A 22,524-nucleotide genomic window follows, 5' to 3' on the forward strand; every position below is an offset into this window, starting at 1 on the left:
TGCAGCTCTCACGGTTCACCGATATCGGCTTGCGGGCCATCATGCGGTTGGCGGTGAGTGAGGAGGCCGACGGCCGGGTGACGACACGGCTCATCGCGCGACAAGTGAATGCTTCCGAACACCATGTGGCCAAGGCGGTTTCTCGACTGATCGAACTCGGCCTGGTGCAGGCACAGCGCGGTCGCTCGGGAGGACTGTTTCTCACCGAGGCCGGGCGCTCGGTCTCGATCGGGTGGTTGATCCGCGAACTGGAGGGTGATCGGGAGGTGGTCGTCTGCGAAGGCGACCATCCGTGTCCGCTGGTGGGCGGTTGCCGGTTACGTCGGGCGCTGGCTGAGGCTAAGGAGGCGTTCTACCGGGAATTGGATCGGTACACCCTCGACGAACTCGTCGACGCGCCGACGGCCGGATTGCTGCGTCTGCTCGCCACATCTGCGGCGGGCGGTTCTATGAATAAGGAGTTGTCATGAACAGCACGGTCCGTAGCGAACCGGAACTCGAAGCACATCACGCCGAAATCATCCGCGCCACATTGCCTTTGGTCGGCGCACAGGTGGATGCGATCACCACGGTGTTCTATCGAACGCTGTTCGGCAACCATCCGGAACTGATCCGCGACCTGTTCAATCGCGGCAACCAGGCGCAAGGCGCCCAGCCTCGGGCCTTGGCCGCGTCCATCGCGACCTTCGCGACGTACCTGGTCGAACCACAACTCCCACATCCGGCCGCTATGCTCGCGCGTATCGGCCATAAGCACGCCTCGCTGGGCGTCACCGCCGAGCAGTACCACATCGTGCACGACAACCTGTTCGCCGCGATCGTGGAGGTGCTCGGCGCGGATGTCGTCACCGCACCGGTAGCGGCGGCCTGGGATCGCGTCTATTGGCTGATGGCCGACACATTGATCGACCTGGAGAAGCAGCTGTACGTGGCGGCCGGGGTCGGGCCGGGCGATGTGTTCCGGGAGGTCACCGTTGTCGATCGCGCAGATGAATCGTCGTCCGGTGTCGCGGTCTTCACTGTCGAATCCGCTGATCCGTCTGCTCTGTTGCCGAGTTTTCTCCCGGGCCAATACATTTCGGTCGGCGTGCGGCTACCTGACGGCGCCAGGCAGTTGCGTCAGTACAGCTTGGTGAATGCGCCGGGCGAGGGCATGCTGTCATTCGCAGTGAAACGGATCGATGCCGGGGATGGCTGCCCGGCGGGCGAGGTCTCGTCATGGTTGCATCAGACCGTGCGGCCCGGCGACGCACTGGAGGTGGGTCTCCCGTTCGGCGATATCGTCGTCGACACTGCGGCTACCACCCCGCTGGTGCTGATCTCGGGCGGTATCGGCGCGACACCGATGATCGGAATTCTCGAACACCTCGCCGTCAACAGCCCGGACCGACGCACCGTTGTGCTGCACGCCGACCGTTCCCCGCAGACGCATCCGTTGCGGGCGCGCCTGCGCGAGCTCGGCACCCGGCTGCGCGACACCACGGTGGAGCTGTGGTATGAGCAGGACGCCGAGGGCGCCCATCACGGGCTGCTCGACCTGTCACTGGTGGACCTGCCGACTGACGCCGATATCTACATTTGCGGCGGCCCCGGATTCCTGGAGTCGGTGCGCACCCAGGTGCTCGACGTCGGTGTGCCCGAGGAACGCATCCACATCGAGCAGTTCACCCCGACCGACTGGCGGCTCGACCTCTGCCCGATGTAACACGCAATCGGCTCGCGCCGGAAACCGCGGCGCGAGCACCCGCGTCGGGACGGCCCGCGCGGAGCTCCCGATCAACCGCAGTGGCAGGATAGGAATCATGGCGCGACTCGACTATCAAGCACTCAATTCCACCATCCGCTACCTGATGTTCTCGGTGTTCCAGGTGCAGCCGGGGGTGCTGGGGGACGACCGCGAGGCCGCCATCAAGGAGGCGCGGGCGTTCTTCGATGGGCTCGGCGAGCGTGATGTCGTGGTACGCGGCATCTACGACGTCGCGGGGATGCGCGCCGATGCCGACTTCATGATCTGGTCGCATGCCGAGCGGGTCGAGGATCTGCAGTCGGCGTACGCGGATTTCCGGCGCACCACCGAATTGGGCCGGGCCAGCGCGCCGGTCTGGAGCAATGTGGCCCTGCATCGGCCCGCCGAATTCAACAAGAGCCACATTCCGGCGTTTCTGGCCGGTGAGGATCCGGGCAACTACATCTGCGTCTACCCGTTCGTGCGCTCCTACGAGTGGTATCTGCTCCCCGACGACGAGCGCCGCAAGATGCTCGCCGACCACGGCAAGGCCGCGCGCGGCTACCCGGATGTGCGCGCCAACACCGTCAGCGCCTTCGCTCTCGGCGACTACGAATGGATCCTCGCCTTCGAGGCCCCGGAACTGCATCGGATCGTTGATCTCATGCGCGACCTACGCGCCACCGAGGCCCGACTGCACGTCCGCGAAGAGGTCCCCTTCTTCACCGGCCCCCGCGTCGAGATCGAGAAACTCATCGCCACGCTGCCCTGATCACGGACCGCCGGCGCATGCCCCGGTTTTTCGGGGCATGCGCAACAAGTCCGTATCTTTCCTTCGGTGGCGCTGTTGTTCTACTCCGGTGCGCTGCCCAAGGGGTGCAGTTGCAGGGCGATCGAGTTGATGCAGTAGCGCTTATCGGTGGGCGTGTTGTATCCCTCGCCCTCGAAGACGTGGCCTAGGTGGCTGTGGCAGTTCGCGCACAGCACTTCGACCCGATGCATGCCGAGGGTGTCGTCGGAGCGCAGAATGACCGCCTCCGACTTCGCCGGGTCGAAGAAAGACGGCCAACCGCAATGCGAATCGAATTTCTCGGTGCTGCGGAACAATTCGGCCCCACACGCCCGGCAGACGTAGACACCTTCGGTCTTGGTGTCGGTGTATTCGCCGGTGAACGGACGTTCGGTCGCGGCCTGTCGTAGCACCGCGTATTCCTCCGGATTCAGCTTGGCCTTCCACTCCTGTGGGGTCAGCTGAATCCGGGGCGCGGGTAGAGACGTGTCGGCGTCAGAACTCATTGCTCCACGCTAATAGGTTTTCGACGTCCGCGTCGAATGTGCCGTCGCTACTTGATCGCACTCGCCGTCGGTTCGTCCCGCAATTCGTTGCCGTTCGTCGCGTCGTCGTGAATGCTTTCGTAGGCCGTCTTCGGCTCGACCACCCGCGGTGCGTCCGCTGCGGCATCGCGCGGATCCGGCGCCGAGCGCATCCACTCCGGATCGATACCGAGCTGCAGCCGGCCTTCCCGTCGCGCCGCCAGATACCGATCGCCGAGCACGCAGGCGATAACGATCAGCAGCAGACCCCAACCGAAGGTGATCCGCAGATACTCCAGATTGCGCCCGAGGCCCTGCCACCGGTCCGAGAGCCACTTATCGTAGGACATGAATCCGAAGACTGCCAGCCACGCGGGCCAGTTCCGCATCACCGAATTGCGCAGCACCACCGTCATCAGCAGCGGGAACAGCATCATCGAGTAGTACATCTGCCCGAGCGAGTTGAGCAGAAACTCCGCGGTCATCAGCACACCGGAGGCGGTGGCCACGAAGAACAGCTCATCGTCGCGGTAGAAGCGGTACAGCAGCCACAGCGAGATCAGCACCACAACACCCATCAGAATGCGGATGCCCCAGGTCAGCCACAGCGGCAACCCGTAGTACGCGGCATTGCCGACGATCGCGCTGTTGAAGTAGTCGCGTGGGTCGGCGAGGTAGCGTGCGGTCCTGGTGAAGAATTTGTCCGGATCGGCCGATAGCGGCCAGGCGATCGCGGTCAGCGCTAGTGGCACGCCGATGGCGGTGTAGAAGACCTTCCACTGCCCACGGGCCGCGGCGATCAAGACCAGGGGTGCGAGCGTCGGTTTCACCGCGATGCTCAAGCCCAATATCGCACCGGCCCACAGATCCCGCCGCGCGAGCAGCAGCATTATGAAGACCACCTCGGCCAGCAGCACGCAGCCGTTCACATTGGTGAAAACCAGTGTGTTGATGACGGTTTCGGAGCTGAACATGGCCAGCAGCAGGATCGGCGCCGCCATCGAGGACAGGGTGAACTTGAACAGCTTGAGCAGCAGATACCAGGCCAAGATGATGGCGCCGGCGTTCAACAGGATGAAGCACCAGCGCGATTTCTCCGGGTCGATCAACGCCAGCGGCGCGATCAGCAGGGTGCCACTCGGCGGATACAGGTAGTGCGGATCCACCAGATCGTAGTTCGCGGTGTAGACCGGCCGGTGGTTGAGGAAGGCCAGCGAGGCGTTGTAGACAGGTTTGAAGTCATCGGTGATGAACCCGTTGACTGCCTTGATGAAGACCCGATTGAGCACAGTCATGACCGCGAGGGGCCACAGTGCGAACTTGATCACCTCGGCGGTGGTGCGAGCGGTGCGAGGCTCGAGCTGTCGAAGTAACACTGGGGCACGGTACACCGGATCCGCATGCGACGTTTGCCGGGACCTCCTCGGCACGCCGAAGTCGGGGGAATGACTGCGCCCGAAGGGGCGGTGCCTTGTGATGCGCGCGCTTCGCTCGCCCACGTGACTGCGTCCCGCCAGCGCTCGGCTCCGTCACTCCCCTGAAGGGGCTACACGTTCGATCCGCTCGCTCATGCCGGGCACGCCGTCCCATCAGCAGGCAGCTTGGCGTCCTTCAGGTAGTCGGTGAGAGCCCGTTGCGCACAACCGGAATGAGCGAAAACCGGGTGCCCCCAACCCTGCCAGGCGATAGCTGCCTTGCGCGCGCCGGCGGCGCCGAGCGCACCCGTCACCGAGGCTTGACCGCCATCGCCGACCAGCGGATCCGCGACCCCACCGAGGACGAGAACCGGCAGGTCCAGCTTCTCCGGCAGCGGCGGTGCGGCACTGACCGGCCAGGCGACACACGCCATCATCCCGATCGCGGCCGACCTGCCGAAGACCGGATATTTGGTGCCCCAGGTGTCGGTGAGCTCCTTGGCCTTGCCGGGGCTCGGCGGCAGCTGGTTATCGGTGCAGCGGTTGACGAACTGTCCGTCGGTCGCGGTGGCGGCGGATTCCCGCTGGATCAGCGCCCCGAGCGGGCCGCGATCGCCGCGTCCGGCGGCGGAGAGCGCGTCGGCGAGTTCGGCGATATGCCCGGATTGATCTCGCGGACCGGCGAGGAAGCCCGACAACCCGGTCAACAGCGCATTCGCGGAGATATCACCGAGTCCGCCGCTACTCGCCTTGCGCACCAGATCGATGATCGCAGCACGCGGATCGGCACCGAGTGAGCAGCCGATTCCCGTACAGCGCTGGGCGAACGCGGTGACCGCCGCCTCCGCGCCCTGGACGCGCTGTTCGGTGCGGGTGACGGCATCGGCGCCGACGGCCTCCGGTGAGTCCAGCACCAGTCGCGCGAGGTGGTCGCCGAACTTTCGCGCATAGCTGAGCGCGACCTTCGCACCATTGCCCGAACCGAGTAGATCGATCCGATCGACCTGCCACTGCCTGCGCAACTGTTCGATGTCATCGGCGGCGTGCGGTGCGTCGAAGGTGCCCTCATACGGCTGCAGGAAGTCGCGGCAGGCGATGGTGGCGTCCTGACTGTATCCGGTCACCGCTTCGACGGGATTGCTTGCGCTCGGCCCGAATTGCCCGTTATCGGCCAGGCCGCGGCGGGCCTCGACTGTCATGCAGTCGATCGGTTGCGAGGTACCGAGGCCGCGCCGGTCCACGGCGACGATCGGGCGGCCGGTCAGCAGCCCATTGCCCGCGCCGACGGCGAGTCCGGCCAGTGTCGCGGTCGAGGAGCGGTCCGAGCCGGAGGTGATGACCAGCGGCGCGACATTGGTCGGGGTCTGCGGCATCCGTGCTCGCATGGCGCCGGTACGGAAGTTGCCGAGCACACCGCCGGTCGAATCGATCGGTGTGGTGTACTCGGCGCAGTCCAGGACCAGGCCCGACGGCGTGGGGCCGAGGCCGAGCGAATCCAGCGTCGATGCGGTGCAATCGCGCCAGGCCAGATCGGTTTTGGGGACATCGGCATCCGGCGGCGGCGCGACGACTGTGGTCGGGTGCGGAGCCGCCCCGCCCTGCGGCGCGCGCTCGACGGCGACGCCGGGGCGATCGGAAGGTCCCGCACCGCATCCGGCGATCATGATCGAGAGTGTCGATGCCAGCACGACGGCCCGAGTCCAGCGCATGCGCTACAGCCTGCCAGGTTCGCGCGGTGTGTTCATGAACGGGTCCAACGGGTCAGTACGGTTCCGTCCTCGTCGAGCAGGATATGCCTGCGCACCATCGGCACCCGGAACTCGTGTGCGGACAGCGAGATTCGGCGGGCGGTACCGCCGATCAGGAACGGCGCCGTGGTGAGGCACAGTTCGTCGACCGCATTCGCCTCGAGCAGTTCACCGAACAGATGCGGACCGCCCTCGCACAAGACGCGCCGCAGTCCGAGTTCGGTGAGTGTGTTGAGCAGGCCCTGCGGGGTGATCGCGATCCCGCCCGCCTCGATCACGTGCGCCCCGGCGTCGGCGAGTTGCCGTTTGCGATCCTCCGGCGCGGTGCTGGTCGTGATGATCAGCGTCGGCACCTTGGTTTCGGTGAACAGCCGCGCGCCCGGCTCCAGCGCAGCGCTCGCGGTGACCACGGCGATCGGTGGCGGTGCGCCGTCGCGATGTCCACCGATGCCGCGGTCGTACAGGGCGCGTCGGAAGACCGGGTCCGTCCCGGCGCCACCGTAGTTCTCTGCTCGCGCGGTGCCCGCGCCGACCACGATCACATCGGCCAATTCGCGCAACAGCATGAAGACGGTTTTATCGGCCGGGGTGCCGAGGCCTTCGGAGGCAGTGCCGCTGGTGGCGGAGCCGTCGATACTGGAGACGAAATTGGCGCGGATCCAAGGACGCTGGAGTTCGACGGGGTAGGCGTACAGGTCGGCGAGCTCGTCTCGGCTCAGCCCTGTGAGCTGGATCGCATTGTGGATACGCTGCATGAAGAAAGATCACACCACGTCATTAGGCTTCCAGCATGCACGAACGCCTTGTCGATCGCCATCCGGACGTTCCGGCGGACCAGTTGGTCGCCCAGATGGTGCCACCGCCCATGTTCGACGAGGTCAGTTTCGCCTCCTACATTCCCGACCCCAAGGAGCCGACCCAATCGGCCGCGGTCCACAACACCGAGGATTTCGCCGGTCAGGTCGCCAAGATCCGTCAGGCGGTGAACAAGAAGAGCCTGTTCGGTAAGAAGAAACCGGTCAGTGGCGCCGGGCTCTACCTCGACGGCGGCTTCGGTGTCGGCAAGACCCACCTGCTGGCCTCCATCTTCCACAGCGCGCCCACGCCGAAATCCTTCGGCACCTTCGGTGAACTCACCAATCTCGTTGGCGCACTCGGCTTCAACAAGGCCCTCGACCGGCTCGCGGCGAACAGCGTGCTGTGCATCGACGAGTTCGAACTCGACGATCCCGGCGACACCATGCTGGTCTCGCGGCTGCTGACCGAGCTGTCGGCGCGCGGCGTCTGCATCGCCGCGACCTCCAACACCCTGCCCGGCCAGCTGGGCGAGGGGCGCTTCGCCGCCCAGGACTTCCTGCGCGAGATCAAGAAGCTCGGTTCGATCTTCGATGCCGTGCGGGTCGACGGCCCGGACTACCGCCATCGTGATCTGCCGCCCGCGCCGGAACCCACCTCGCCGGAGCTGCTCGCCGAACGGGCCGCTGCCACACCGGGTTCCACGCTCGACGAATTCGACGCGCTGCTGATGCATCTGAGCACACTGCACCCGTCGAAGTACGGCGCGCTGATCTCCGGGGTGTCGGCGGTATTCGTTTCGAATGTGCATCCGGTCACCGATCAGGCGGTCGCGCTGCGGATCGTCGTACTGGCCGACCGGCTGTACGACGCGAGTGTTCCGGTGACGGTTTCGGGTGCGAAGCTGGACGAGATCTTCACCAAGGAAATGCTCGACGGTGGGTACCGCAAGAAGTACCTGCGCGCGATTTCGCGTCTGCTGGCGCTGTCGCGTTTCGAGGTGGCGGCGTAGTGGATCGCCGTCGCTGAGTTCGGATCAATCGCTCACGTCGATGATCAAAGCAGTGGCCTGATCCGGTCACAGCAACCGCCGCATCACGAAATCGTGATGCAACTGGCTGCCGACGGTGAAGGTCTTCGTGCCGACCCGCTCGAACCCATGCTTGAGATAGAACCGCTGGGCGCGCTCATTCTCCTGGTTGACCCCGAGCCACAGCCCGGCAACGGCCTCCTCGCGGGCCTGTTCCAGTGACGCGTTCATCAGCGCCTTCGATACGCCTGCGCCATGGTGGCCGGGCAGCACGTACATCTTGCTGATCTCGACGGTCGGCCGCAGGTCGACGGCCTGGGCGACCTCGGGATCGGCGGGATCCCCGAAGTGCAACATCGCGTAGCCGACGATATCGCCGTTCGTCACCGCCTTGAGCACGATTCGGGCGGGGTCGGTCAGATACTCGCCGAAGCGTTCACCGGAGAGCACCTCGGCAAGGAAGATCTCGATATCGTCGGCAGTGGCGTGCGGCGGACACGCGAGCGGAAAGGTCACGGCCGCAACGGCACTGAGGGCCTCGGCGTCCCATAATCCGGCTCGGCCGACGGTGACTGGGATGTCGCTCATGTGTCCAGTACAGCATGGCCTTCGATCGAACCGGAAAGTTCATCCGGTTCGGATCGGGAATGGAATGCACGTGCGAGTCCGATAACGACTGCCATGAACAGGACCGGGATCACGAAGCCGATTCGATGACCGAAGCCGGCGGCGATCGCGCCGACCAGCCCGCCGCCGACGAGGGTGCCCGCGTAGTTGAACAGATTCAGGCGCGCGATGAGTGCGTCGAGTTGTCGTGCGCTGGTCAGCTGTCCGGCCTCGCTGAAGCACAGCGGTGCGACAACGCCGGTGCCGAAACCGCCGATCAGGAAGCCGACGATCGCGACCGCAGGTCCGGGCGCGATCACTGCGACGGCCAGTCCGAGCACACCGATCGCTCCCGCGATGCGCACCACCCGCCGTCCGCCGAGCCGGCGCACCCATAGATCGCCGCTCAGCCGCGCGGCCAGCGACGCGCACTGATAGACCGCCAACGCCAATGCCGCGGTGGACGAACTGGCGAGCAGATCCTCCTTCAGATACAGCGCCGACCAGTTGCTCACGGCGAGATCGATGGCGAAAACGAGTGAGGCCGCGATACCGAAGGCGAGGTACATGCGCAGCGGAACCATTCCGGATACTCCGGAATCGCTGTCGGGCACCTCCGCAGGGCCGGATTCGGCCGCCGCGGTGCCGAGCAGGCGTGGGCCGAGCACCAACCCGACGACGAGAACCGTCCCCGCCGCCGTCAACAGCGATTCGCGCAGTGTGATATCGACTGCCTCGCAGGCGGATACGAACACTGCACCGAGGATTGATCCGGCACTCCACGCCGCGTAGAACGAGGACAGGATGAATGTTCGGTACCCGCGCTGAATGAATACGCCCTGCATATTCGTGCTCGCATCGACGATGCCGACCGCTACTCCGTAGCACCCGACGGCGATCAACAGCACCGGGATATCGGGGGCCAGCGCGATGGCGCATCCGGTGATCGTGATGCCCAGTAGCCCGATCCGTACCGTGACCCGGCTCGACCGGCGCGTGGCCACCCACTCGGCAGCCACGCTGCCGACGCTGGCGAGGATCGAAACCAGCACCACCGAACCCGCGATCAGGCCGTCGGACAAGCCGAAGCGATCCTTCTGCTGGGGCAGTTGGGTGAGCACCGCCGCGAAGAAAAAGCCCTGCAACCCGAAGGCGAACGAATTCGCGATCCGAGCTCCGCGCAGGACGGGAGAAATCGGTCCCATCTGGGGAGAGTATCGCCGCGGTCGGTGCCGTGCCCGGCGAAACGGCCGCGGTCATCCTTTCGTCGGACGCGGTGCGCACGACCGTCGTCTGTTGCTCGGATTCGAGTCCGACGGTCGGCGCGCGGGTGGTCGACGCGAGTGATGCGTGCCACTATCGAAGGGGCGCAAAACAACTCGCGAACGGGGAAGGGTCGTCGAATGAGAAAGCTGCCGCAGGACTTCTTTCACGCACCGTATGCCTTCTACGAACAGCTACGCGCCGACGGCCCGGTCCACCCGGTCGAGTTGAGTACCGGCGTCCGTGCCTGGCTGGTCGTGGACCTGGATGTCGCGCGCGAGGTGCTGCGCCATCCGGCCATCCGCAAGGACCCGCGCACCGACGCCAGCCGCAAGGCCCGTGGCCTGGTCACCGATGACACCGGCGTCGGCGCGGTGAATACCCGCATCAGCTACCACCTGTTGAATACCGATCCGCCCGGGCACGCTCGCTTGCGTCGTCTGGTGACGCCCGCTTTCGCGCCCGCTCGGATCGAGGCGCTGGCCCCACGTGTGCTGGCGATCGCGGACGAACTCCTCGACCGGATCGCCGCGGCGGGTGCGGATCGCGTGGATCTGTTGTCGGAGTACGCATTTCCGCTGCCCATCACCGTTATCTGTGAACTGCTCGGGGTGCCGGTGTCCGATCGCGCGGATTTCCGTGAGTGGTCGCGCATCGTCGTCGAGCTGTCGACCTCGACGGTCGAGGAGATCCGGCACGCGACCGATGCCATCGCCGACTACTTCGAGCAGTTGATCAACCGACGGCGGGCCGAGGGGCTGGGGGCGGATCTCGTCTCGGACTTGATCGCCGCCAATGCCGACGGCGATCGGCTCACCGATGACGAGCTGATCTCGATGGTGTTCCTCATCCTCGTCGCCGGTCACGAGACCACGGTCAATCTGATCGGCAATACCGTGCTCACACTGCTCTCGGATCCGGCGCGCTACCGTGCGCTGCACGGCAAAACGGAGGATGTGCCCGCCCTGATCGAGGAGATGCTGCGCTACGACGGCCCGGTGAACGTCGCGACCCTGCGCTACACCGCCGAACCGATCGCCCTCGGCGGCGTCGAGATTCCCGCGGGTGAACTGGTGCTCGTCGCACTGGGTTCGGCCAACCACGACGAACGGCACTTCGGTGACGCGGCGGAATTCGACCCGCAGCGCTGCACCGCCGGCCACTTGGCCTTCGGTCACGGCATCCACTACTGCCTCGGCGCGGGACTGGCCCGGCTGGAGGCGCGCATCGCGATCACGAGGTTGGTCGCGCAGTATCCGGATCTGCGCTTGGCGGTCGACGGTGGGGAATTGCGTTGGCGGGAGAGCATGCTCATCCGGGGGTTGCACGATCTGCCGGTCGAATTGGCCGGGGCGCCCGCGCTGCGTTGAGTTCCCGCGTGCGCCGCGCTTGGGCCGGGCCCCTGATCAGGCGTTGTGTCGCATGGCCTGCCGCCGCGCCGGGAACCCATGCAACAGTGTAGAGAACCAGGCGTAACGCTGAACCTTCCGTCCGTCGCGCTGGCTCGACGGCGAGGTCGAACCGAATACGGGGCTGTCCTTCGACGGCAGGGTTGACGCCGGTATCGGCGCCGGATTCTCGCTGATGGAGGTCACGGCCGTGCTGCGCGAGATCGTGTCCCGCTAAACCCTCGCCCCGCCTGAGGGCAGGAAACTCGAACGTGGACGAGTGCGCAATATCACCATGGTGCCGCAGGACAAGGCCAGGATTGTAGTCTTCCCCCGGTCAACCTCGTGAAGTCGCACCGAGGCTTTGCCGCATCCGTGCGAGCGACGTAATCTCCGTGCCATGACGAGCGGGAACCGCGTCGCGATCGTAGGTGCGGGCATCGCAGGCCTCGCCTGCGCGAAGGTGTTGCGTCAAGAGGGATTTCCGGTCGAGGTATTCGATCGGACCCCGGACGTCGGCGGAGTGTGGAGTGCGACGCGCCGGTATCCTGGCCTGCGCGCACAAAACAGCAAGTACACGTATCACTTTTCCGACTTCCCGATGCCCGACGACTACCCGCGCGTGCCCGACGGACAGCAGATACAGCAGTACCTCGACGGATACGTGCGGCACTTCGGCTTCGGCGAGAGCCTGCGCCTCGACACCGAGGTGGTCGCGGCCGATCCGGTGGACAGCGGCTGGTTGCTGGAGATCCGCGACCACGCCGGCATCCATCGCACCTCCTGCGACCATCTCGTCATCGCCAACGGAATATTCAATGAGCCCGCGGTGCCCGACTTTCGCGGCGTCGACCGGTACCGGCAGTCGGGGGGGCAGATCGGGCACGCCTCGGAGTTCCTGGATGTCGAATGGGCGCGCGGTAAATCGGTCGTGGTGGTCGGCTACGGCAGGTCGGCCTGCGATATCGCCGAGGCGGTCAGTCATGTCGCGGCCTCGACCAGTGTGGTTGCCCGCAGATTGCTGTGGAAGATGCCGCGCAAGTTGGCACGCGGGCTGGTCGACTACGAGCGGCTGATGCTGACCAGGCTGGGGGAGTCGCACTTCCGCTATCAGGAGCTCGGGCGGATCGAGCGGTTCCTGCATGGTTCCGGACGCAGCTTCCGTGACAGCAACCTCGATGTAATCCAAGAACTCGCCATCAAGAAGTCGTATCTGCGCGAGCTGGGTCTCGTGCCGCAGGGGCGCTTCGAGGACATCGCGCAGAGCACGGTCAGCCTGGTCACCGAGGATTTCTTCGAGCGCGTGGGGATGGGACTGATCGCGGTGCATCGCGACAGCACCATCACCGAGCTGGCCGAGAACCAGGTGCGATTGTCCAACGGTACGGTCCTGCAGGCCGACATAATCATCTGCGCTACCGGATTCCATCAGCGGGTCCCGTTCCTGACCCCGTATGTACAGCGTCAGCTCACCGACGACGACGGTAACTTCCGCCTGTACCGGCAGATCCTGCCGATCGGCGTGCCGAATCTGAGCTTCGCCGGGTACAACTCCTCGGTCATCAGCACGCTCAGCGCGGAGATCGGCGCGCATTGGACAGCCGCACTGCTGCGCGGCCATCTCGCTCTGCCTACGGAGGAGGAGATGACTACGCACGTCGATGAGCGGCTGCGCTGGATGGCCGAACGTACGGGCGGCCATCACGCGCACGGCGGGGCCATCACCCCGTTCTCGATCCACAATATCGATGAGATGCTGGCCGACCTGAAATTCCGGCTGCCGCGCAGAACCCGTGCGGCGCAATGGTTCCGGACGGTCAAGCCGTCTTCGTATCGTGGGCTCGCGGAGCGGTCGAACGGGCCGGTGGTGACGGCGCCGCCGAAGACAGTAGCGCCCCCGCCGGTCTCCGCCGAACAGCGCACGCCGTAGGTCGATTGCCCGCAATGCACCCCGGGTTGGCTGGGGGCGTTGCGGAAGCTCGCGCGGATTATCGCCAATGCAATGTTGGTGACCAGTTATTTCATTCTGGATAATCCAGATGTGGATGCACTGGATATGAATCTGCTGGTTGCTCTGGATGCGCTGCTGGAGACCAACAGCGTCACCCAGGCCGCCGACCGGCTGCACACCTCGGCACCCGCGATGAGCCGGACACTGGCCCGGCTGCGTCTGCTGCTCGGCGATCCATTACTGGTGCGCGCAGGCCGCAATCTGGTGCCGACGCCGCGCGCGCTCGAATTGCGTTACGAGGTACGCGTTCTGGTGGAGCGCGGCCGGGCACTGCTCACCCCGCACGGCGCACTCGACCCGACCACACTGAAGCGCGATTTCGCGGTGCAGGTCGGCGATACGGTCCTCGGCGAATTGGCGACGCCGCTGCTGGCCGCCGTCCGCGTGCAGGCGCCCGGTGTGACATTGCACCTGCTTGCGGACCGCGACGAGAGCACCGCAGCGCTGCGCGACGGCCGCGTCGATATCGAGGTCGGCATCATCGAGCACACCGATCCCGAGACCACTGTGCAACGTGTACTGCGCGACCGCGTAATCGGCGCTGCCGCACCCGGACATCCGCTGCTCACCGATCGTGTGACGGTGGCGCGGTTCGCCGCGGCCGCCCACCTCGGCATCTCCCGCCGCGGCCGCGCGCGCGGCCCCATTGATGACCGCCTTGCCCTGCACGGCCGCACTCGCCGCGTTGTGGCCACCGTCCCCGACCTCACCAGCGCCCTGCTGGCTGTCCGCCACGGTGACCTGATCTGCCCTGTCCCCGCCGCGCTCACCGCGACAACTCGCACCGCACTCGGCTTGTGCGCCTTCGAAATCCCCCTGCCCCTTCCCGAAGTCGCCATCGCCATGGCCTGGCACCCCCGCAACACCGCCGACAACGGCCACCGATGGCTTCGTGGATTGATCCGCGACACCCTGACCGGGCTGGACTCGCCGGTCCGGTGAGTTGCTCAGCCCTCGGTGCGGATCGCGAAGGTCGGGTCTACGCCGGGCAGTTCATTGGCCGAGGAACTCGGTTCGGGGCGGCCGAAAGGGCCGTTGGGGTTGCGCTTGAGTTCGTCGAGCATGGCCTGCAGCTTGTCGACGTGGGAGGTGTCCTCGCCGGTGCCCGCACGGTGCGCGCCAGGAGTCGATGCACTGTTGTCCTCGGCGCGCGGCGCGGTCATACCGGTGTCGGGACGGGTTGTCGGCGTCGCGGATTCGGAGCCATTGCGAGGTGAGGAGGTGATTGGCTCCAGGCGGCCGTTGCCGGCGCCGATCGAGCCATATTCGAGCCGGTCGCCGGTTGTCGCGGATTGTGAGTTGGTATAGGTCGGCGTGGCAGATTCGGTGGGGGTGGCCGAGTCGAGCCGTTCGGGGCGTGTGGCGGGCGTCGCGAGCGGATCGCGGTAGGTCGGTGGAACCACAGCCTGCGGCGTCCGTGAGGGGAGGGGCGGGGCGTCGTTGGGTGTTGCGGGGCCGAAGGGTTCGAGGTGTTCGGTGCGGATGATCGGCGTGCTGAATTCGGTCCGTGCCGGGCGGGGCGCGGTGTCTTCGGGCGTTTCGAGCCGCTCGTTGTGCCCGGTCGGGGAGTCCGGACGTCCCGACGTGGTCGCTAGGTGCCCGTTGGTGCTGGTCGTCGGAGTGACGCGCTCGTTGCTACCGATCGTCGGTTCGAGGCGGTTGTTGGTTGCGGTGGTGTCGGGGCGGTTGTTGCGAGCGATCGGCGTTTCGCTCCGCGGAGTCGTGATATCCGGGAGACCGTTGCGCGCCGTCGCGGTGTGCGCGCCTGTGATGTAGGCCCGCCCGTTGACGGCATCGAGGCGGTCCCGACGCGATGGAATCGGTTCGCGCCGTTCCCTGGTCGCGGGAGCGGGTGCTGAACGGATCCGCGGCGCGAGTTCGGCTGGTTCGTCACCCGGCTCGACGGTGACGACCTGTTCCAGCCGCGACCCGATCTTGGAAACATCCTCCCCGGTACGGAAAGCCCACGCCTCCAACTTGGCCAAGCGGTCGGCGAGATTACGGTCGTCGTCCACATGCGCGGCGACCGCGTCGAGCTTATCGCTGACCTCGCGCAGAGTCGTCGCGAGACTCGACAAGATTGCGCCGATCGATTCGCCACTCCGCTCGTTGTGGTCCATCAAATACCTTCTTCCCCGTATTGCCCGAAACTCCGCTCGTGGCCGGCCGATTCTAGCTGTCGATCGGTGTCAACGCGGTTTCGAGTACCTGCCGCGTCCACGCTGCGCATGTTTCGTCTGGTTGCCCGGCGGCCTTCGTCCCCCTGGCTCGCCGGCATCGGTCCGGGTCCGGCCGTGTCCCCGGAATGGCGGCAACTATCAATCATCGGAATAACTGTGGCAATGCTCTCGCGTGTCGCAATGAAATCGCTTGTGAGACACCACACATCGGCTGGTCGAGGTGTGTTTGTGGGGTGTGGGCGCACCCGAGCGCGGGGTAAAGGGGGCTGGCGGGCGGGCGAAAGCTGACGCACTCTTGATTCATGGCGTAGGTCGTACCTGACCTGCGGTGGTTTTGGGCAGGGGTGAGGTCGTGTGAGAACGAAGCAGCGCGTCGAGCGGGCGTGCGGGCGTCGGGCGATGCTCGCCGAATTGGGGTTGTCGGACGGTCGCATCGCGGACACCCGACTGCCGGATGGCCGCACACCCGTCGGCGGCACGCTGGAGGCCGGGGGATACGGCTGCACATGTCCGGAATGTGCCGCCGCACAATGGGATATCCAGCGGCTGAAATATTGGCTGTGTGGTCGGCTCGCGTCCTATGGTGCGGACGTAGCCGAGGTGGACCGACGGGTGGGCGACGTCCCGGTGGACGTGCTCTGGGTCAGCGGCGAGCGGCGCTACGCCATCGAGGTCCGCACCGGCCCGCTGGATCGGGAATCGGCACAGCACCACACGATGCGGCTGCGTACCTCCGGATGTGACGGCGTGCTGTGGCTGTGCCCGCCGGGCTATTGGGTCGGACATCTGCCCGCGCTCGGCATCGCCGACTTCGCGCCGCCCGCCTGCGATTACCGGGCCGAGGACGGCATGTTGGACGCCTCGGCCAGCGCGGTCGTGGTGCCGCGCCGGGAACCCTATGAACTGCGCGAGTTCCTGTGCGGCTGGGTGCGTGGCGAAATCGCGTGGGGCTACCGCGATGTAACGACAGGAGGATGGGCCACCGTGACCGACTGGGAACACCACACGAGGACGCAGGCCGGCGTCATCGCTCGGCAGCGCCAGGAGTTGGTCAACCAACGCACCACCCTGGCCCTGTCCCGAAAATCCCTGCGGGACAAGCAGAAACAGATCCTGAAGCTCACCACCCGGCTGGAACGCGCCGAGGAGTCCGCAGAGGAACGCGCGGACTCGCTGGCCGAGGTCAGGCGCAGGCTCGACGATCAGCACCGTGTCGACGCCAGCCTGCGCGCCACCATCGTCAGCATGCAGAAGACGATCGGTCACTGGCAGCTGATCACCTACTGCGTGATGATGCTGATCGTGACATTCATCGCAGGGGCGATGTTCGTCCGCTGAGGCGCGTTCAGTTCCCGGTCAAGCGGAACGGCGCACGGTCCCAACGCCATTCGTTGCGCAGTACCAGCGCGATCAGGTCGAGCAGATCCAGCTCGACCTCCGTGCGCAGTTGCCGTAGCGCCGACCAATACACCGGTCCGCGCTCGAGCAACTCGTCGATTCGACTCCCGGTGTCCGCAGCTACCTTACGCCGCAACAGATCTGGGATACCGATCTTGCTGCCGGTCCACACCAGCCAGCCCCAGCCGTTGGCATGCGCATGGGCGCGAGCGGCCGCCGACTTGATCCTGTTGATGTGGAAGCCGACATGTCCCAGCGGTTCGACATCGATCAGTACCACGCGGCCATCGGCCAACCGCGCGGCGATGGTTGGGTAGCAGATCCGCTCCGTACCGTCTATTGCGAAGGTGACCGCACACGGTTGCTCCTGGAACGTCTCGACCAGATCGCTCGCATTCACCGCCTGCAGCAGTCGAGCCTCCAGACCGGAATCGAATCCGATATCGCGTCCGACCTTGTCGAGATAGAAGCGCCCGCGGCCTTCGTCATCGCTGTCGACTGTGCGCGCCGAGGCGATCGGCAGGGGAGCGGGGCCGGGCGCGGCGGGCCAATCGACCTGATCCAGCCAGGAATTCAGCTCACGAGTCGCCACCGGCTCGTGCAGTTTCGCCAACCGCCGGTTCGTCTTTTTCTGCCACGCCATGATCCGCTGCATGACATATCCGGCGACTCGCTTCGCATCCGCACCCGCGTGTCCCGCGATCCGCAGCTTCAGATAAGCCAATTCATTGGCGGCCAGGTCGGTATCCGTCGCATAGGTCTCCACCAGCAGCGCCCGTACCAACTGCCGATCCCGTGCCCCTACCGGATACCGCGCGCCGAACACCTCGGCCGCTCGATGGCCGGTCAATTGCGCTTCCCGGAGAATCTGGGCTACCGCCCGGGTGTGCAACTGTCGAACCCGATCCCGCGACAGATCGAATCGAGCGCCGATCCGCGCCAACGTCTCAGGCGCCTCCCCGCTGACTCCGAGCCGAAACCCCACAATTTCGGCATCGCGCCGCTGACGATCCCCCCGCATCTCGATCAATTCCCCCAGCAGTTCGTTGATCTCCTCCAGATCGAACGACACATCCCCGGCGATATCGTCCACCACCTCGGGATCGGCGTCGGCAGCGACCCGATCCCGCCCATCGGCCTCGCTTGCCGTCACCTGCACCCCTGACCACGACTCGGCTCCACTCGACATGTGCGCCAAAGCCTAATGCCGACCACCGACAACCCGTCTCGCACCGCCGAATCGTGCCCACCCGCCCCGCCGGACTCGACGTCGCTGTGGCTCGAACGCCGAACGCATCGCGGAATGCGTTTTATCCACCGAGCCAGCGCGATCGTGGACGGGTGCCATCGCGACGGGCCGACCTTGCTCACGCCGAACGCATCGCGCCTTAATCGTCGACCGACTCGCCGAAGCACCGCACCGAGCGATATCGCGCGACACTGGCACACCGGCGCCTCGACCCGCAGGCCGCGGTCGGACTGATCGGCAGCTCGATGCGGCACATGGATTCCGGCGGATTCGCAGATTTCGCCATTGTGTATATGACTGTTCGACGATTCGAGATTACCGACGCTCCTCGCAATTCCGCGTCGGATCCCGTTGGTCGTAGGTGCTGAAATGCCGGGCATCGGCATCTGATTCTGACACGATGATGTCATGTCGATGTCGCCGCAGCACAAAAAGCCTGCGCCAGCTCTGCGTCAGTTGTCTACGCCGCGAGCCGCCGCACTTGCTGGAGTGGTCTTCGCGGTGCTGTTCGCCACCGTGCTGATTCTGATTCGCATCCGAATGCCGGAGGGCGGTCAAGATTCGGCCGATTGGGTGGCGGGCCAACGGAGCGCGATCACCACGGCGACAGTGCTGATGCCCTTTGTCGGTATCACCTTCCTGTGGTTTGTCGGAGTCGTGCGCGACGGATTCGGCCGTTATGAAGACCGGTTCTTCTTATCGGTATTCCTGGGCAGCGCGCTGCTGTTCCTGGCGATGATGTTCGTCGCGACCGCCGTGGCCGCCGGTCTGGCGGCAACCAATCCCGGTGCCACCGATCCGGCCGCTCACGCCGAACTGATGAACTTCGGCAAGCGGGTCGTGCTCTCGGCGACCAAGACCTATGCGCTGCGCATGGCCGCAGTATTCATGATCTCGCTTGCGACGATCTGGCTGAAGACCAGGCTGATGCCCCGCTGGCTCGCTGTCATGAGCTACCTGCTGGCTGTGGCGCTCCTGATCGCGGGCGATACGAGCATGTGGCTGGCCCTGGTGTTTCCGGCCTGGGTGCTCGTCGTCAGCGGCCTCATCCTGGCCCGCTCCGGACTGTTCGATCAATCGCAGACTCAGCGCGATTGATCGCGCGTATAGCCGACAGGAACATTCGGAAGTGAAATACTCCACCGAGTCCGCACGGCTGTGCCACAGTACGTTCTTGTGGACGAGCCATCTTCCCGGCGGTCGCCCGAACTGAGGTTGCTCTACCAGAGTGTGGCCGACCGACATCTGCAATACGAAAATCTGCTCTGGCAGGTGCCGGCTATCAGTCTGACCGCCCAGGCCTTCTTGTTCAGTATCTCCATGGCGGCCGCCAACGACGCCGTCGCGCGGATCGCATCGTCGCTTCTTGCGCTGATCGTCTCGCTCATCTCGATCATGCTGATGGCGAGTCACCGCCTCTCCGGCCGCAAAGATGCGCTGTGGCTGGAGCGTTTCGAGCAGCAGGAACTCGGTGCGGGCGCCTGGGGCGCCCACGGCACGGCATTCGAGGCACAACAGGACATCGCGGACCTGGACGCCGGTTGGATCGGCAACCTGATCCCGCTGCGGCAGATGTTCACGGTATGGGTCGTCGGACTGGCCTGCTTCGGCATAGCCGCCATCTTCATGATCATCCGTACCCTGCTCGACGTCGCGGGCTGAGCCCATTCGTCGGGACTGCGGCGGCGCGGATGAGTTCACCGAGATCCGCGTACTCGCGCGGGCGCCGCGCCTACACGCTGACCGCGCTCATGTCCGGGTCGACGCGGCGTAGTGCGGATGCCAGCCATTCGGTTCGGCGGTGCTCTACAGGCATCTCCGCCAGGCCGTCCGTGGCTTCCTCGATCGCACGGACCGTGTCCCCCAATAGGGACAGAACACCACCGCGTTGCACGGAACCGAATCCGGGAGTCCACCAGTACATTGCTTCCGGCGGTGCGACGCCGTGCGTCGCTTCGGTCGCAGAGTCCGCGTCGGCCAGGGCTCGCCGGGCTGCCTGCGTCTCGCCGCGCGCGGCCAGCAGCTCGGCCCGCCGCATCTGTACATAGGCTCGGAGTTGTTCCCGGCGGCCCGGAATTACCCAACCGTGCGTGTGCTGAGTGTGTGTTCGGCGGCTGAAAGCAGAAGAGGCACCTTCCGAGTTTCCTCGAAAAGTGCCTCTGACCTGGCGTTACGATGGTGCGCGATACTGGGATTGAACCAGTGACCTCTTCCGTGTCAGGGAAGCGCTCTCCCGCTGAGCTAATCGCGCGAGGTGGAGACGGGAATCGAACCCGTGTGCACGGCTTTGCAGGCCGTTGCCTCACCACTCGGCCACTCCACCGTGCGAAGGGGGAAGGCTTTACTATTGCCTGGCCCTACTCCTCGAGCGGATGACGGGATTCGAACCCGCGACCCTCACCTTGGCAAGGTGATGCGCTACCAGCTGCGCTACATCCGCATTTGCATCTCCGGGGGCTTGCTGCCCTCCGTGGTGCGAGACAGAACATTAGCCGACGTTCGGCGCAACCTACAAATCCGCTGGTAGAACGGCCTGAAGTTGAATTACGTGGGTGTTGTTCACGAGGTTCGGTCGGTGTATCCCGGGCCGAAGTTCCCGGGATCGGCCGGAGTGCGCCACATCCGAACCTGGCCATCGGATCGGAATGTTTGCGAGCGGTACGGGTCGGGGTAACCGGCCAGGCGGAATCGAAGTCGATCCCGGTGCGCGCACGGCAAACCCCGCGTGGTCCGTACCGCCCTCGAAGGGGTGGTCCCGCGGACGGGCATTCGATGTAGATGGCCCGCCTCGAGAGCTACTGCACCACTTCGCAATTCACGAGCCGCCACCAACGATGGTCGCGACGCTCGACGGCCGATCATCGCTGTCGGGGTGGCGATTTGGTGAGACGCCGGTAGTGCGTGCTATGGTTCCATCTCGTTCGAATGGCGCCGCTGCTCGAACGCCAAGTAAGGTCCCATAGCTCAGCGGGAGAGCGTCCGCCTCACACGCGGAAGGTCGCTGGTTCGAAACCAGCTGGGACCACCGAATCCCCTCGACATATCGCCTGGTCGGGGGTATTTTTCATGTCATACCCCAGGGGGGCATGTGACCGTGATTGACCGCCTTTGCTCGTCGGAATCCGGAGGTAGGGGCACGCGGGGGGCACGGCGAGAACTGCGTGTCTTTTGGCTCTTGGATCGCGCATAGATCGCCGATCTGCCTGTCCGGCACCTACTTTCCCCGCTTCCTCATACTGGCCGTCCTGTGCTGAGGGAGGGTTAGTCAAGGGGGCCGTAGGCATCGCGTAGCGACGCGATAGCGCCCTTTACTCACCCGGTGCGAAGTCAGATCATGGGGCCATGAGGAGGCGGGAACCCAAGCCGGGATGTGGTTCTCTAGGCGTGAGATTCGTCGCCTGCCGTTGCACTGCCGTGAGTTGCCGTGCTGCTTGTGGGACTCGAACTCACACGTCCTTTCGGACAACGTGTCGGCGATTCCTTGTATCGGAACAGACTGGTTCGCCGATCTACAGCCTGTGCCGGTCAAAAAGCTAACTGTCGCAGCTGTTGTTATGATCATTCTGGGGTTGGGGTTCAGCCTCGCGGCCCTGAACCGCCAGCTGCAATGGGGGATCCAGTGGGGGCCAGCCGGGACATGGGCAAGCGCCATGCTGTCGACTATCGCGGTGAGTATCGCTGCCTGGGTAGCCGTTGACAATGTGAAGCAGCGGACCCGTGAGGAGCTGGAGGAAAGCAGAAAGGCGGAAGCACGCGCCCTCCGGCGGGCCAAGCGAGTCCGAGTGAGGGTTACGTGGGATGCATCGCTACCCGGTGGCGGCGGAGGCTGGATGGTGAATGTGGACAACGGCGACGACAGGGCCGTGTACGACCTCCAGTGGCTGGGCGGGTTGGCGGTCGCGCACGATTTGGAGTCGTACCGGTCAGAGTTTGCGGTGACCTTTCCCCATCCGACGGGGCTACTTCAGCCGGGAGAGTCGTACGCGACGATGATCCGTGCTAGCAGGATGGGAAGCACGGACGCAGTGGATATCAGAGAAGGAGCTTTCGCACTTCTGCCAGCCGTCACCTTTGAAGACGACGACGGTTATGTCTTCTGCTGGGTGAACGACCCACCTGCGCAGATCGTCCGAATCGGCGGTCGAGCTACTGGTAAGTGGCAGCTGATGGACGACAGCCGTAAGAACTACCCAGTTGATGATTCGGAAATGGCTGGGTTGTACGAGTTTTCGAAGCTGCCGGCAATCGAGCAGGCGGCCATAGCGAAGAAGGCGCGCGAACGCCAACTTGTGGAGGCTGGCGAGCGCGAGACCACTGCGGAATGAGGCTATGGCCTCTGGCAAAGGTGACACGAGCCGGTTGACCGGTCACGATGGGTGCGGATTGAGCGGTTCAGGAACT

General features: G+C 65.2%; 20 protein-coding genes and 4 tRNA genes. 12 read left to right on the top strand and 12 right to left on the bottom strand.

Annotation, left to right across the window (positions count from 1 at the left end; genetic code table 11):
* The 3 genes from ACW2Q0_RS05875 to hemQ form a co-directional block, all read left to right on the top strand.
* A partial coding sequence (locus ACW2Q0_RS05875) for an RrF2 family transcriptional regulator (RefSeq protein ID WP_457186961.1) occupies positions 1-470 on the top strand: 470 nt, incomplete at its 5' end.
* Complete coding sequence (locus ACW2Q0_RS05880) at positions 467-1,705, top strand: globin domain-containing protein (protein ID WP_457186963.1); 1,239 nt, start codon at positions 467-469, stop codon at positions 1,703-1,705. The genes ACW2Q0_RS05875 and ACW2Q0_RS05880, both read left to right, overlap by 4 nt.
* Before the next feature lie 97 nt (positions 1,706-1,802).
* A complete protein-coding gene (hemQ, locus tag ACW2Q0_RS05885; protein ID WP_457186965.1) occupies positions 1,803-2,498 on the top strand; it encodes a hydrogen peroxide-dependent heme synthase in 696 nt (231 codons plus the stop codon).
* Positions 2,499-2,578: 80 nt separating this feature from the next.
* Here hemQ and msrB read toward each other — a convergent pair whose 3' ends face one another.
* The 4 genes from msrB to ACW2Q0_RS05905 form a co-directional block, all read right to left on the bottom strand.
* The gene (gene msrB / locus ACW2Q0_RS05890; RefSeq protein ID WP_457186967.1) at positions 2,579-3,022 is read right to left on the bottom strand and encodes a peptide-methionine (R)-S-oxide reductase MsrB; all 444 of its coding nucleotides are present in this window, start codon (positions 3,020-3,022) and stop codon (positions 2,579-2,581) included.
* A 47-nt stretch (positions 3,023-3,069) separates the two neighbouring features.
* A complete protein-coding gene (locus ACW2Q0_RS05895) occupies positions 3,070-4,416 on the bottom strand; it encodes a glycosyltransferase family 87 protein (RefSeq protein WP_457186969.1) in 1,347 nt (448 codons plus the stop codon).
* 191 nt (positions 4,417-4,607) lie between these two features.
* Entirely contained in the window at positions 4,608-6,164 is a 1,557-nt protein-coding gene (locus ACW2Q0_RS05900; protein WP_457186971.1) for an alpha/beta hydrolase, read from the bottom strand.
* Positions 6,165-6,196: 32 nt separating this feature from the next.
* On the bottom strand, positions 6,197-6,958 hold the full coding sequence (locus ACW2Q0_RS05905; RefSeq protein ID WP_457186972.1) for a pyrimidine reductase family protein: 762 nt from the start codon (positions 6,956-6,958) through the stop codon (positions 6,197-6,199).
* 35 nt (positions 6,959-6,993) lie between these two features.
* On the opposite strand from ACW2Q0_RS05905, the gene zapE reads away from it, so the two are divergent.
* Positions 6,994-8,010 carry a cell division protein ZapE gene (gene zapE / locus ACW2Q0_RS05910; protein WP_457186974.1) on the top strand — a complete coding sequence of 339 codons (1,017 nt, stop codon included), beginning with the start codon at positions 6,994-6,996 and terminating at the stop codon, positions 8,008-8,010.
* A 66-nt stretch (positions 8,011-8,076) separates the two neighbouring features.
* On the opposite strand, the gene ACW2Q0_RS05915 is transcribed toward zapE, so the two are convergent.
* A complete protein-coding gene (locus ACW2Q0_RS05915; protein ID WP_457186976.1) occupies positions 8,077-8,616 on the bottom strand; it encodes a GNAT family N-acetyltransferase in 540 nt (179 codons plus the stop codon).
* Positions 8,613-9,839, bottom strand: a complete 1,227-nt coding sequence (locus ACW2Q0_RS05920; RefSeq protein WP_457186978.1) for an MFS transporter — start codon at positions 9,837-9,839, stop codon at positions 8,613-8,615. The genes ACW2Q0_RS05915 and ACW2Q0_RS05920 overlap by 4 nt, the downstream gene beginning before the upstream one ends.
* Positions 9,840-10,037: 198 nt before the next feature.
* Between ACW2Q0_RS05920 and ACW2Q0_RS05925 the strand changes: the two genes are divergently transcribed.
* The 3 genes from ACW2Q0_RS05925 to ACW2Q0_RS05935 all read left to right on the top strand — a co-directional run bounded on the left by ACW2Q0_RS05925 (position 10,038) and on the right by ACW2Q0_RS05935 (position 14,238).
* A complete protein-coding gene (locus ACW2Q0_RS05925; RefSeq protein ID WP_457186980.1) occupies positions 10,038-11,267 on the top strand; it encodes a cytochrome P450 family protein in 1,230 nt (409 codons plus the stop codon).
* Positions 11,268-11,685: 418 nt separating this feature from the next.
* On the top strand, positions 11,686-13,215 hold the full coding sequence (locus tag ACW2Q0_RS05930; RefSeq protein WP_457186982.1) for a flavin-containing monooxygenase: 1,530 nt from the start codon (positions 11,686-11,688) through the stop codon (positions 13,213-13,215).
* Between the two features lie 78 nt (positions 13,216-13,293).
* Complete coding sequence (locus ACW2Q0_RS05935; protein ID WP_457186984.1) at positions 13,294-14,238, top strand: LysR family transcriptional regulator; 945 nt, start codon at positions 13,294-13,296, stop codon at positions 14,236-14,238.
* Positions 14,239-14,243: 5 nt separating this feature from the next.
* On the opposite strand, the gene ACW2Q0_RS05940 is transcribed toward ACW2Q0_RS05935, so the two are convergent.
* A complete protein-coding gene (locus ACW2Q0_RS05940) occupies positions 14,244-15,416 on the bottom strand; it encodes a hypothetical protein (RefSeq protein WP_457186986.1) in 1,173 nt (390 codons plus the stop codon).
* A 414-nt stretch (positions 15,417-15,830) separates the two neighbouring features.
* On the opposite strand from ACW2Q0_RS05940, the gene ACW2Q0_RS05945 reads away from it, so the two are divergent.
* Positions 15,831-16,814, top strand: a complete 984-nt coding sequence (locus ACW2Q0_RS05945; RefSeq protein WP_457186988.1) for a hypothetical protein — start codon at positions 15,831-15,833, stop codon at positions 16,812-16,814.
* 7 nt (positions 16,815-16,821) lie between these two features.
* Here ACW2Q0_RS05945 and ACW2Q0_RS05950 read toward each other — a convergent pair whose 3' ends face one another.
* Positions 16,822-18,063: a sigma factor-like helix-turn-helix DNA-binding protein gene (locus ACW2Q0_RS05950; protein WP_457186990.1), complete on the bottom strand. Its 1,242-nt coding sequence runs from the start codon at positions 18,061-18,063 to the stop codon at positions 16,822-16,824.
* A 468-nt stretch (positions 18,064-18,531) separates the two neighbouring features.
* Here ACW2Q0_RS05950 and ACW2Q0_RS05955 point away from each other — a divergent pair, with 468 nt between their 5' ends.
* Complete coding sequence (locus ACW2Q0_RS05955; RefSeq protein ID WP_457186992.1) at positions 18,532-19,221, top strand: hypothetical protein; 690 nt, start codon at positions 18,532-18,534, stop codon at positions 19,219-19,221.
* 222 nt (positions 19,222-19,443) lie between these two features.
* Positions 19,444-19,785: a hypothetical protein gene (locus ACW2Q0_RS05960; RefSeq protein WP_457186994.1), complete on the top strand. Its 342-nt coding sequence runs from the start codon at positions 19,444-19,446 to the stop codon at positions 19,783-19,785.
* Positions 19,786-19,855: 70 nt separating this feature from the next.
* On the opposite strand, the gene ACW2Q0_RS05965 is transcribed toward ACW2Q0_RS05960, so the two are convergent.
* The 4 genes from ACW2Q0_RS05965 to ACW2Q0_RS05980 all read right to left on the bottom strand — a co-directional run bounded on the left by ACW2Q0_RS05965 (position 19,856) and on the right by ACW2Q0_RS05980 (position 20,563).
* Positions 19,856-20,161 carry a hypothetical protein gene (locus ACW2Q0_RS05965; protein WP_457186995.1) on the bottom strand — a complete coding sequence of 102 codons (306 nt, stop codon included), beginning with the start codon at positions 20,159-20,161 and terminating at the stop codon, positions 19,856-19,858.
* Between the two features lie 138 nt (positions 20,162-20,299).
* Positions 20,300-20,374 (bottom strand) — tRNA-Val (locus ACW2Q0_RS05970).
* 1 nt (position 20,375) lies between these two features.
* Positions 20,376-20,446: transfer RNA gene (locus ACW2Q0_RS05975), tRNA-Cys, on the bottom strand.
* Between the two features lie 44 nt (positions 20,447-20,490).
* A tRNA-Gly gene (locus tag ACW2Q0_RS05980) sits at positions 20,491-20,563 on the bottom strand.
* 513 nt (positions 20,564-21,076) lie between these two features.
* Here ACW2Q0_RS05980 and ACW2Q0_RS05985 point away from each other — a divergent pair.
* Both ACW2Q0_RS05985 and ACW2Q0_RS05990 read left to right on the top strand, forming a co-directional pair.
* Positions 21,077-21,148: transfer RNA gene (locus ACW2Q0_RS05985), tRNA-Val, on the top strand.
* Positions 21,149-21,641: 493 nt separating this feature from the next.
* Positions 21,642-22,448: a hypothetical protein gene (locus tag ACW2Q0_RS05990; protein WP_457186997.1), complete on the top strand. Its 807-nt coding sequence runs from the start codon at positions 21,642-21,644 to the stop codon at positions 22,446-22,448.
* The last annotated feature ends 76 nt before the right edge of the window (positions 22,449-22,524 follow it).

The organism is Nocardia citri, assembly GCF_054065835.1.

Excerpts from the sequence above, each read along its gene's own strand:
- msrB (WP_457186967.1), bottom strand. The coding sequence starts at position 3,022 with ATGAGTTCTGACGCCGACACGTCTCTACCCGCGCCCCGGATTCAGCTG.
- ACW2Q0_RS05955 (WP_457186992.1), top strand. The coding sequence starts at position 18,532 with ATGTCGATGTCGCCGCAGCACAAAAAGCCTGCGCCAGCTCTGCGTCAG.
- ACW2Q0_RS05930 (WP_457186982.1), top strand. The coding sequence starts at position 11,686 with ATGACGAGCGGGAACCGCGTCGCGATCGTAGGTGCGGGCATCGCAGGC.
- ACW2Q0_RS05960 (WP_457186994.1), top strand. The coding sequence starts at position 19,444 with ATGGCGGCCGCCAACGACGCCGTCGCGCGGATCGCATCGTCGCTTCTT.
- ACW2Q0_RS05915 (WP_457186976.1), bottom strand. The coding sequence starts at position 8,616 with ATGAGCGACATCCCAGTCACCGTCGGCCGAGCCGGATTATGGGACGCC.
- ACW2Q0_RS05880 (WP_457186963.1), top strand. The coding sequence starts at position 467 with ATGAACAGCACGGTCCGTAGCGAACCGGAACTCGAAGCACATCACGCC.
- ACW2Q0_RS05920 (WP_457186978.1), bottom strand. The coding sequence starts at position 9,839 with ATGGGACCGATTTCTCCCGTCCTGCGCGGAGCTCGGATCGCGAATTCG.
- hemQ (WP_457186965.1), top strand. The coding sequence starts at position 1,803 with ATGGCGCGACTCGACTATCAAGCACTCAATTCCACCATCCGCTACCTG.
- ACW2Q0_RS05900 (WP_457186971.1), bottom strand. The coding sequence starts at position 6,164 with ATGCGCTGGACTCGGGCCGTCGTGCTGGCATCGACACTCTCGATCATG.
- ACW2Q0_RS05940 (WP_457186986.1), bottom strand. The coding sequence starts at position 15,416 with ATGGACCACAACGAGCGGAGTGGCGAATCGATCGGCGCAATCTTGTCG.
- ACW2Q0_RS05925 (WP_457186980.1), top strand. The coding sequence starts at position 10,038 with ATGAGAAAGCTGCCGCAGGACTTCTTTCACGCACCGTATGCCTTCTAC.
- ACW2Q0_RS05965 (WP_457186995.1), bottom strand. The coding sequence starts at position 20,161 with ATGCGGCGGGCCGAGCTGCTGGCCGCGCGCGGCGAGACGCAGGCAGCC.
- ACW2Q0_RS05905 (WP_457186972.1), bottom strand. The coding sequence starts at position 6,958 with ATGCAGCGTATCCACAATGCGATCCAGCTCACAGGGCTGAGCCGAGAC.
- ACW2Q0_RS05950 (WP_457186990.1), bottom strand. The coding sequence starts at position 18,063 with ATGTCGAGTGGAGCCGAGTCGTGGTCAGGGGTGCAGGTGACGGCAAGC.
- zapE (WP_457186974.1), top strand. The coding sequence starts at position 6,994 with ATGCACGAACGCCTTGTCGATCGCCATCCGGACGTTCCGGCGGACCAG.